Source organism: Streptomyces sp. NPDC017940 (genome assembly GCF_044328435.1).
Lineage (GTDB): Bacteria > Actinomycetota > Actinomycetes > Streptomycetales > Streptomycetaceae > Streptomyces.
Map to the genome: position 1 here is coordinate 516,161 of NZ_JBIRHJ010000005.1, position 9,746 is coordinate 525,906.

11 protein-coding genes are annotated in these 9,746 nt (G+C 72.7%); 7 read left to right on the forward strand and 4 right to left on the reverse strand.

Translation table 11 applies throughout. From position 1 onward, the window contains the following. The first annotated feature begins 137 nt into the window (after nucleotides 1-137). Together ACH4DX_RS20355 and ACH4DX_RS20360 are read left to right on the forward strand one after the other, a co-directional pair. Entirely contained in the window at nucleotides 138-527 is a 390-nt protein-coding gene (locus ACH4DX_RS20355) for a metalloregulator ArsR/SmtB family transcription factor (RefSeq protein ID WP_398156129.1), read from the forward strand. Further along, a complete protein-coding gene (locus tag ACH4DX_RS20360; protein WP_398122934.1) occupies nucleotides 524-1,015 on the forward strand; it encodes an SRPBCC family protein in 492 nt (163 codons plus the stop codon). The genes ACH4DX_RS20355 and ACH4DX_RS20360 overlap by 4 nt, the downstream gene beginning before the upstream one ends. A 131-nt stretch (nucleotides 1,016-1,146) precedes the next feature. On the opposite strand, the gene ACH4DX_RS20365 is transcribed toward ACH4DX_RS20360, so the two are convergent. Together ACH4DX_RS20365 and ACH4DX_RS20370 are read right to left on the reverse strand one after the other, a co-directional pair. Continuing rightward, nucleotides 1,147-1,863, reverse strand: coding sequence for a hypothetical protein (locus tag ACH4DX_RS20365; protein ID WP_398156130.1), 717 nt, complete (start codon nucleotides 1,861-1,863; stop codon nucleotides 1,147-1,149). Nucleotides 1,864-2,051: 188 nt separating this feature from the next. Then, the gene (locus ACH4DX_RS20370; RefSeq protein ID WP_398122936.1) at nucleotides 2,052-2,459 is read right to left on the reverse strand and encodes a RidA family protein; all 408 of its coding nucleotides are present in this window, start codon (nucleotides 2,457-2,459) and stop codon (nucleotides 2,052-2,054) included. Nucleotides 2,460-2,561: 102 nt separating this feature from the next. On the opposite strand from ACH4DX_RS20370, the gene ACH4DX_RS20375 reads away from it, so the two are divergent. After that, complete coding sequence (locus ACH4DX_RS20375; protein ID WP_398122937.1) at nucleotides 2,562-2,951, forward strand: winged helix-turn-helix transcriptional regulator; 390 nt, start codon at nucleotides 2,562-2,564, stop codon at nucleotides 2,949-2,951. Between the two features lie 31 nt (nucleotides 2,952-2,982). On the opposite strand, the gene ACH4DX_RS20380 is transcribed toward ACH4DX_RS20375, so the two are convergent. Next, on the reverse strand, nucleotides 2,983-4,173 hold the full coding sequence (locus ACH4DX_RS20380; protein WP_398156131.1) for a glutamate--cysteine ligase: 1,191 nt from the start codon (nucleotides 4,171-4,173) through the stop codon (nucleotides 2,983-2,985). 334 nt (nucleotides 4,174-4,507) lie between these two features. On the opposite strand from ACH4DX_RS20380, the gene ACH4DX_RS20385 reads away from it, so the two are divergent. Together ACH4DX_RS20385 and ACH4DX_RS20390 are read left to right on the forward strand one after the other, a co-directional pair. Beyond that, entirely contained in the window at nucleotides 4,508-5,650 is a 1,143-nt protein-coding gene (locus ACH4DX_RS20385; protein WP_398156132.1) for a glutamate--cysteine ligase, read from the forward strand. 227 nt (nucleotides 5,651-5,877) lie between these two features. Beyond that, nucleotides 5,878-6,687: an acyl carrier protein gene (locus tag ACH4DX_RS20390; RefSeq protein WP_398156133.1), complete on the forward strand. Its 810-nt coding sequence runs from the start codon at nucleotides 5,878-5,880 to the stop codon at nucleotides 6,685-6,687. A gap of 27 nt (nucleotides 6,688-6,714) precedes the next feature. Here ACH4DX_RS20390 and ACH4DX_RS20395 read toward each other — a convergent pair whose 3' ends face one another. Beyond that, nucleotides 6,715-7,557, reverse strand: a complete 843-nt coding sequence (locus ACH4DX_RS20395; protein ID WP_398156134.1) for a DUF1206 domain-containing protein — start codon at nucleotides 7,555-7,557, stop codon at nucleotides 6,715-6,717. 170 nt (nucleotides 7,558-7,727) lie between these two features. Here ACH4DX_RS20395 and ACH4DX_RS20400 point away from each other — a divergent pair, with 170 nt between their 5' ends. After that, nucleotides 7,728-8,159 carry an ATP-binding protein gene (locus ACH4DX_RS20400; RefSeq protein ID WP_398122941.1) on the forward strand — a complete coding sequence of 144 codons (432 nt, stop codon included), beginning with the start codon at nucleotides 7,728-7,730 and terminating at the stop codon, nucleotides 8,157-8,159. Between the two features lie 289 nt (nucleotides 8,160-8,448). Further along, the gene (locus ACH4DX_RS20405; protein WP_398156135.1) at nucleotides 8,449-9,597 is read left to right on the forward strand and encodes a S1 family peptidase; all 1,149 of its coding nucleotides are present in this window, start codon (nucleotides 8,449-8,451) and stop codon (nucleotides 9,595-9,597) included. Nucleotides 9,598-9,746 lie beyond the last annotated feature (149 nt).

Here is a 9,746-nt window from a genome sequence, read left to right on the forward strand (position 1 = left end):
CGGCGTCCGCCGTCGAGCGGCTGCGCAGATGGGGCCACGCCGCGGTGTGCGGCGTGGCCCCCGGCGTCGTTCCGTGCGTCGGGAGGCATCTTCGCCAAGTGCATCCTCAACGCGTAACCGATGGGTTACGCTTCAGTGTGGACGAACTGAGCGAGGTGGCCTACGCCATCGCCGACCCCGTGCGCCGGGAGATCCTGATGATGCTGCGCAGCACACCGCTGACGGCAGGCGACATCGCCGCCCGGTTCACCATCAGCAGGCCCGCGGTCAGCCGTCACCTGCGCGTACTGCGGGAGAGCGGCCTGGTGCAGGACCAGCAGACCGGTCGCCACCGGCACTACTCGCTCGTCCGCCCGCGCCTCGGTGACCTGGCCGCCTGGCTCACCCGGTTCGACACCCTGCACACCGACTGGACCCAGTGCCTGGCCGCGCTGGACACCGAGGTCCACCGCACCCGGCGGGACCGCGCCCGGACCGAACCCGCCCACGACCGACACCCCGCGCACCCCAGGGAGGACACCGCATGACCCCCGAGCCCACCGCACGACTTGTCGCCACCCCGACGGGGCACGACCTGATCCTCACCCGCACCTACCGCGCCTCGGCCGACGACGTCTGGGCGAGCGTCACCGAACCGGAGCGCACCGCCCGCTGGTTCGGCCCGTGGCGCGGCCGGGCGGCACCCGGCCGCACCATCGAGGTGCAGTTGCTGTTCGAGGACTCGGCGCCCTGGTGCCCTCTGCGGATCGAAGCCTGCGAACCACCGCGCCGGCTCGCCGTCTCGATGGAGGACGACGCCGGATCATGGAACTTGGAACTGCTGCTGACCGAGACCGAGAGCACCACCGAACTCCGGCTCGTCCACCACCTCGTCTCCCCCGACCAGCTCGCCGAGACCGGCCCCGGCTGGGAGTACTACCTGGACATGCTCACCGCCGCACGCGACCACGGACCACAGCCCGACTTCCAGGACTACTACCCCGCGCAGAAGGCCTACTTCGAGTCCCTGGCCTGACCACGGCACGGGGGGCGTCCCCACCGAGCACCACGTCATCCACGCCACTGCGCCGGAGAACCCGCGAAGACACCCCGACACGACCTTCGTTGACACGACCTTCGTTCCGCGTGTCGAGCACCCCGGCGGCCCTAGTTGGCGAACGCCGCGTACTTCCCCGGCTTCCAGCCGTACGTACGTCCCTTGACCCGCCCGGAGCCCGAGCCGGACCTGCGCTCGGCGCCCTGCCCGGTCGCCCAGGAGTACGCCCACGTCACGCCCTGCTCCGACACGTCGAAGGTGACCTCGACGGTGACACCGGGGTGCGCCGCCTCGCCGGAGCGCGGCGCGGGCGTCGCGAGGGCCAGCTTCCGCCTCTCGCCCGAGAAGACGAAGAGGCGCAGCACCACGAAGCGCGCCACCCCGGCGAGCGCCGAAGCGGAGAGGTAGACGACCTGCTCGTACACCGCGCCGGGCGAGCTCTGCACCATGTGCAGGGCGATCATCGCGGCGGTGGTCACCACGTAGGCGCCCGCCGCTGTGCCCGCGGACTGGAGGTGGCCGCGCAGTCCGCACCGGCCGCCCCTGCCGAAGGTGAAGCGCGCGTGCAGTTCGGAGGCGAGGACGGTGGACACGACCGTGATCACCGCGTTCGCCACCGCCCACGGCATCGAGCCCGCCAACAGGACCACCGCGAAGCTGGACGCGAGGCCGATGCCGCCGCCGCAGAGCACGAAGCGCGCGAAGGCCGCGAGCGGGCCGGGCGCAGCCTTGGCGGCAGGCTGCGCGGATCCGGCCGCGAGCTCCGCGGGGGCCGGGACGGCCGAACCCCAGGCGAGGTCACGGGAGGGTCGTACGAGACATTCCATCGGGGCTCCTCTTCCCTCCCGTTCGGCGAGCCTGATGCGACTGGCCCGAACAGTGTGCGTCTTCTAGGAACACCGTACGGAACCCGTACAGCGTGCGCAAGTCGCCCAGCGTACGGCTGGTGCGTACGGTGTTCGCGCGGGCGCCGGGGAAGAAAGGAAGGAGAGAGGAGAGGCGACGAGGGCCCGGTCTAGGCGAGGACCGCGGTGGCCTCCAGCTCGACCAAGTGGTCGGGTACGTCCAGGGCCGCGACCCCCACCAGGGTGCCGGGCGGCACCGGGGCGCCGCCGAGCCGCTCGGCCGCGCGGGCCGCGCCCTCCAGGAACAGCGGCATCTTCTCGGGGGTCCAGTCGACGACGTAGACGGTCAGCTTCGCCACGTCGTCGAAGGTGCCGCCCGCCGCGGCCAGGGCGGTCGCGACGTTCAGGTAGCACTGCTCGACCTGAGCGGCGAGGTCGCCCGCACCGACCGTGACGCCGTCCGCGTCCCAGGAGACCTGTCCTGCGACGAAGACGAGCCTGGTCCCGGTCGCGATCGCCACCTGCCGATACGCGTCGATCTTCGGCAGCCCTTCGGGGTTCACCAGGGTGATGGCCATGCCGTCCGCCTCCTTTGTCACGCTCTCTTGTGGTTACTTGGGAACTGTAGGAGAGTGTTCGCCGACAGGGAAGAAAGCACTTTTAGGTGACTGGGGAACCCCATGGTGACCAAGCAGTTCACGGGCGTGGCGGGCGCACCCGAAGAGGCGGATCTGCGACGCGCGGACTCCCTCGCGCGGGAGATCTTCTCCGACGTCGCCAACAAATGGGCCCTCCTGATCATCGAGGCCCTCGGCGACCGCACCCTGCGCTTCGGCGAGGTGCGCGACGAGGTCGAGGGCATCAGCCACAAGATGCTCACCCAGAACCTGCGCATGCTGGAGCGCTACGGCCTGGTCGAGCGGACCGTGCACCCCACGGTGCCGCCGCGGGTCGAGTACACCCTCACCGAGCCGGGCCGGGCCCTGCGCACGACGGTGGACCACATGTGCGACTGGACGCACAGGTACCTCGGCCACATCGAGGCCTCGCGCAGCCGTTTCGACGGCTGACGGCCGTCCCCCCGCCCCTTCCGGCCCCGGGTCAGCCCGGGCTCGTGGCCGAGACCACGTAGTCGACGACGTCGTGGAGGCTGGAGCGCCGCCGGAAGGCGGCGCGTTGGCGTTCGGCGCCGTTCCCCTCGGTGCGCAGACGCGCCCACTGCGCACGCGTCAGATCGAGGTCCCCGTGCTGGCGCAGCGCCGGGGCGACGCGGGTCAGCAGCCGCTCCACCAGGTCGGTCTGGGGCACCAGGCGGCCGCTGACCGGGTCGATGCCGTCGCCCGCCAGGCCGTCGCGGGCCGCGCGCCAGCAGGCGGCGCGCAGCATCTCGGGCGCCGGGCGCGGGGCGGGTTCACCGGTCCGCAGTGCTTGCAGGGCGGAGGTGGTCAGCGCGCGGACCAGGGCGGCGAGCAGGACGGTGTCCCCGGCGGTGAGGGCCGCGTCGGCGACGCGCACCTCCAGGGTGGGGACGTGGTGGGAGGGGCGGATGTCCCAGTACAGGCCGGAGCGGTCCATGACCGCCCCTGCCTCGACGAGCCCCTGCACGAGGTCGTCGAAGTGGGCGGTCGACTCGAAGTACGGCGGTGGCCCCGCCACCGGCCACCGGCCCCAGCACGTGGCGCGCCAGCTGTCGTACCCGGTGTCCTGACCGGCCCAGTACGGGGAGTTCGCGGCGAGCGCGGTCAGCGTCGGCAGCCAGGGCCGCAGGTGGTTGCTCACCCGGACCGCGTCCCGGGTGTCGGGGAGGCCGACGTGGATGTGGCACGCGCAGGTGCTCTGCTCGTCGTCGAGGGCACGGAAGGTGGCGACGCTCCGCGCGTAGCGGGGGTCCGGCGTGACCGGCAGCGGTGAGGCCTGGCCGAACACCGGCGTGCCGGAGGAGGCGACGCGCAGGCCGTGGCGGGCGGCCGTGCGCGCGAGGGCGGCCCGTGACGCGCGGATCTGATCGCCCGCCGCCGCCAGGCAGGTGTGCGGGTCGGTCCGCAGCTCCACCTGGTAGCGGGACAGCTCGGTGCCGACCCGTCCGCCGAGTTCACCGGCGACGCCGAGCGCCACCTCCGGTCCCTGCGGGCTCACCGCCCTGGACACGGGGTCGACGAGGAGGAGCTCCTCCTCGATCCCCACGGTGAGCGGGGCGCCGTCGCGCACGGCACCGGCGCTTCGGCTCGCGGGTTCGGCACCGGCGGCGGGGAGGTGGTTCGGCGACGCCTCATCAGGGGGTTGGTAGACCATGGTGATTGCATGGTCGCAGACAGTGGCGGCCATGGCAGGGGCTGAACCGCGCCAGGAATGGTGACGGGAACGAGCCGCGCGGTCACGGGGAGGGACGGATCGGAGTCGGGCCGGACCCCGGGTCGCCGTCCGTCCGGCGACGGCGGACGGGGCGTCCGACGAGGGTGGACGGGGCGGGGAACGCCGCCGGAGCGGGGTCCGCACCCGCTCCAGTAGCGCCAGGCGCATCCGACCTGCGAAGAAATCGGGAATGCGCCCGCCACACGGGGTACACGTGCACCCGGGCGGATGCCCGAACCGCCGAAGAGGGCGGCAAGTAGAAAGGCGGTAGCGGATGCGTACCGTGGGAGTGGAAGAGGAACTCCTCCTGTTCGACCGGCAGAGCGGGGAGCCGCGGGCCCTGTCCTCCGCCGTCCTGGCCCGGGCGGCCAAGGACAGCGCCGAGGACTCCGGATCCGGCAGCCGTCCCAGCCGCCCCACGGACTACCGCGAGCCCGAGGACGAGGCCTTCGAGAGGGAGCTGCACCAGCAGCAGATCGAGTTCGCGACCCAGCCGCACACGGACATGGGCGACCTCGCCGACGAGATCCGCCGGTGGCGTGCCGAGGCCGCCCAGCACGCCGACGACGTGGGCGGGGCGGTCGCCGCGCTCGCCACCTCACCCCTGCCGGCCAGCCCATCGGTCAATGTGGGCCCCCGCTTCCAGTGGCTCGAGCAGCAGTTCGGGCTCACCACCCAGGAGCAGCTGACCTGCGGATGCCATGTACACGTGGAGGTCGAGTCGCGGGAGGAGGGCGTGGCGGTCGTGGACCGCATCCGCCCCTGGCTCGCGGTCCTGGTCGCGCTCAGTTCCAACTCGCCGTTCTGGCAGGGCAGGGACAGCAAGTACGCCAGCTACCGCAGCCGGGTGTGGGGACGCTGGCCCATGGCGGGCCCCGCCGAGATCTTCGGCTCCGCGGAACGCTACGACGAGCAGGTGGAGGCCATGATCGCCACCGGCGTGCTGCGCGACGCGGGCATGGTGTACTTCGACGCCAGGCTCTCCCACCGCTATCCCACCGTGGAGATCCGCGTCGCGGACGTCTGCCTGGAGGCCAACACGACCGTCCTCGTCGCCGCGCTCGCCCGTGCCCTCGTGGAGACGGCCGTGGCGCAGTGGCGCGCGGGGACGCCTCCGCTCGGGCACGGCGTCAGCGTGCTGCGGCTCGCCGCGTGGCGCGCCGCGCGCTCGGGTCTCGACGACGTCCTGCTGCATCCCGTCACGATGCGGCCCGCGCCCGCCGAGGAAGTGGTCGCGGCACTGCTCGACCACGTGCGTGACGCCCTGGGCGAGAACGGCGACCTCGGCATGGTCCGCAAGTACGCGGCGGAGCTGTTCGAGCACGGCACGGGTGCCCGCGTACAGCGTGACCTGCTCGAGCGGACGGGCAGTCTCGGCACGGTGATCACGGAGTGCGTGCGGCGCACGCAGGCGTGAGTGCGCCGGGGTGACGCCGAGGACGTCCTGCGGACGACGGGACGTCGAACGTGCGCTGTACGGGACATGCACACTTGGCGCCGCCTACAACCTCGGCCGTCGCTCCGTGCGTCGAACCCTGCGCCGGTACCTCCGGCAGGCAGCACAGGTACCGCCGCGGGCCGTGTGAGGGCCCGCGGCGGTACCGGCCTCGACAGCACCGCGACCCCGACGGAGTTCACGTGCCCATGCGTCCGCGTTTCCCGGTTGCGCGACTGACCGCGACCGCAGTCCTCGCCCTAGCCACCGTCGGCCTCGGCCCGGCGTCCGCCCACGGGGCGGACCCCGCGGCCGCGCCGGGCGGGCCCGCGTACACGGTGTCCGTCTCCGCCGATCCCGCGGCGACCGACTTCGACAACCGCACGGTCGACATCACCGGCACCGTGTCCCGTGCCGACGGCTCCCCCGTGGCCGACGCCCCTGTCGAACTCGGCAAGGCCGTCCTGTACACCACCTGGAATCCGTGGGGCGACCCCATCGACCCGATCGAGCGCGAGTACCTGAAGCTGGGCACCGTCCGCACGGACGCCGACGGGCGGTTCACGCTGCCGGGGGTGACGGCGGACCGCTGGGAGGACACGCCCAGCGTCCACCTGTTCCCCAGGCACCAGGTGGAGTTCCAGGCCTCGTACGACCCGGGCCCTCCCGACGACAACGAGATCTACTTCGGCGACACCACGGTGCGCGCCTCGGCCGTGGCGAGCGACATCAGCTACAAGGTGAACCGCACCAAGGTGCGTGCCGGTGACACGCTCGTCGTCAGGGGCAGGGTGACCTGGCCCGCGGGGCACGGCCCGGTCGCGGGCACCCGGGTCCTGCTGCGCACGTACTACGAGTCCGCCTACGACGCGCGGACCACGACGGACGCACGGGGCAACTTCACCGTTCGCGCCAGGATCCGCGGCTACGACCGCGACTTCGTGCTCTTCTCCGCCCCCCGGGACTACTACCTCGCGGGTGCGAGCAAGGACCTGCCCGTCAAGAACGTCACCCCCTGAGCGCGACGCCGCCCGCCGGGCCCGCGCTCAGACCTTGCGCCAGCGTGCGCAGGCCCACGAGAAGACGCCGAACGCCACGAGTGCGAGCGCCATCACGACGAGCAGCCAGGGGCCCGCGGGGGTCTCGCGGAAGGAGCGCAGGACGTCGTCCATGCCCTTGGCCTCGCCGGCCTTGTGCCGCACGGCGGCCACGAGCACGAACGCGCCGACGGCGGCGAAGAGGCAGCCGCGGCCGCTGCCGCCCGTCACACCGAGCACGTCCACGACCCGGCGCACCGGCACCGGCATCTCGCTCATCCGCAGGCGCTTGTGGAACTTGCGGAGCATGGCGCGGACGGCGATCACCACACCGGTCACCACCACGGCGGCGCCCGCGGCGCCGACGATCCACTGCCCCGCGGGCCAGCCGAGGGCGGTCGCCGTGACGTCGTCGCTCTGCCGGTCGGTGGAACCGCTGCCGCTGCCCTTGTCCCCGGTGACATAGGCAAGGACCGTGTAGCTGACCACGCCGTAGAAGACGCACCTGGCCGCCGAGGAGAGCCGTTTGGTCGCTTTGTCGCCGTCCGGGCCCGCCTGGCCGAACAGCGTCTCCGAGAGCCGCCACAGCGCCATGCCCGCGAGCGCGAGACCGAGGAGCCACAGCAGGACGTTCCCGAACGGCTTGTCGGCGAGTTCCGTGAGCGCGCCGCCGCGGTCGGCCTGCTTGCCGTCGTCGTCGGAGAACGCGACGCGCAGAGCGATGATCCCGACGAGCACATAGAGGACCCCGCGGGCCACGAACCCCGCACGTGCCGCCGTTTCGATCGCGGGCCCCCTGGCCACCCGCCGAGCCCGTCTCGTGCCGTTGCGCATCGCGCCGTCGAATCTCATGCATCGGCGGATGCCCCTCTTCGGCCGCAGGATGCGCGTGGCACCGGGAGTTAATTCCTCCGCCACGGCTCCGACCTGGACCGTTCGCAAGGAGCCTGTTGGAGCACGCCCGTGCGGGGTAACCGGACGGCAGACAGCCGCGCAGTCGATTCGGACGAGGAAGGGTGATCATGTCGGAAGCTTCGGTACGGGCCGTCGGCTGGGCCCAGTCCTTTCCCGTGGCCCGTGGGGTCAGGGCGGGACGGGAATGGGCTCGGGCCCACATGGACTCCTTGGGCTGGACGCACACGGACCCCGACGCGGTCGACTCCGTCGTCCTCGCGGTCTCCGAACTCGTCACCAACGCCCACCACCACGCGCGCACCGGGGCGCAGGTGGTACTGACCTGGGACGGGCAGGCACTGCATCTGAGCGTCCACGACTCGGGCCCCGGAGCGCCCGAGCCGCGCAAGGCGGACGAGGGCAGCCTCGGTGGCCGTGGCCTGGCCATAGTCGACGCCCTCGCGGACACGTGGAGCATCCACCCCACGGCGGACGGCAAGACCATCACGGCCTGCTTCAGGGGGCCCGGAGAGCCCGGCTGCGGGAAGGACGAGGCCTGAGGGCGGACCGTCCCGGCCTGCCGGACCCGCCTCCACAGGTGTCGTCGGCACAGGCACCGTGCCCACCAGAAGTGCCATGTTCCAGGGGTACCGCGTCCAGGGGGATATCGCGGACGCCGTACCCCGGCTCGTCACGACGGGCCGTCGCGCCCTGGTCGCCTCGTCGACTACGGGGACAGGTATGGACTTGACCGCAGGGTCTCTCTACTCTCTGCCGCACCGCGATGAGAGCGCTCTCAGCAACTCTGGTCCACCTCATTCCCGTTGGCACGACGAGAGGTCCCCCACTGTGAGACGCACAACTGGAGCACGCCTCGGCCTGTCCGCCCTGTTACTGACGGCCACCTGCGCAGGCACCGGGCTCGCCCCCACCGCTGCCGCCGCCGACCGCACGCCCCGAACGCCCGCCTCCCCCGCGCTGCTCGACGCCATGCGGCGCGACCTCGGACTGAGCCCCGCCGCCGCGCTTGAGCGGCTCGCCGACGAACGACAGGCCGCAAGGACCGAGCGCGCGGCCCGCAAGGCCGCGGGTGCCGCGTACGGCGGATCCTGGTTCGACGCCGAACGCGGCCGGCTGACCGTGGCCGTCACCGGACGGAAGGCCGCGGCGGAGGTGCGCGGGACCGGTGCCGCCGTGCGCCTGGTGGAGCGCGGCGCCGCCGAGCTCGACGCGGCGAAGGCACGCATCGACAAGTTCGACGCCCCGGCCGGGGTGGCGAGTTGGCGCGTCGATCCCGAGACGAACGGCATCGTCGTGAGCGTGGTCGCGCGCCATCGATCCGACAACGATGTCAGCGCCTTCCTGGAGCGGGCCCGCGCGACCGCGCCCGTCCGCGTGGCAACCGTCCCCGAAGGCCCGCGCACCTTCGCCGCAGGAACCGTGGGCGGCGACCCGTACTACACCGGCAACGTCCGCTGCTCCATCGGCTTCTCGGTGCACGGCGGCTTCGTGACGGCCGGGCACTGCGGGCGGGCGGGTGCGTCCGTGCGCGGCTGGGACGGGTCCGCCATGGGCACGTTCCAGGGCTCGTCGTTCCCCGGCGACGACTACGCGTACGTGTCCATCGGGCACGGCTGGTGGACCGTGCCGGTCGTCCTCGGCTGGGGCACCGTCCCCGACCAGCTGGTGCGCGGCTCCGCCGAGGCGCCGGTCGGCTCATCGATCTGCCGTTCCGGCTCCACCACCAAGTGGCACTGCGGCCGGGTGCTCGCCAAGAACGAGACCGTGAACTACTCGGACGGCGCCGTGGTGCACCAGTTGACCAAGACCAGCGTGTGCGCCCAGGGCGGCGACTCGGGCGGCTCGTTCCTCAGCGGCGACCAGGCGCAGGGCGTCACCTCCGGCGGCTGGGGCAATTGCAGCAGCGGAGGCGAGACGTGGTACCAGCCCGTCAACGAGATCCTGAACCGGTACGGGTTGAGGCTGCACACCGCCTGATCCCGCCGGGCACGGCCCGATTCCGCCGGGCGCCGGCGGCCCCCCCCCCCCGGGGGGCGCCCGCGCCCCCCACCCCCGGGGCGGGGCGGGGGCCGCCCCCGCCAAAGAGGGGCGCGGCGAGGCCCGCGGGGACCCCCCCCCCCCAGAAG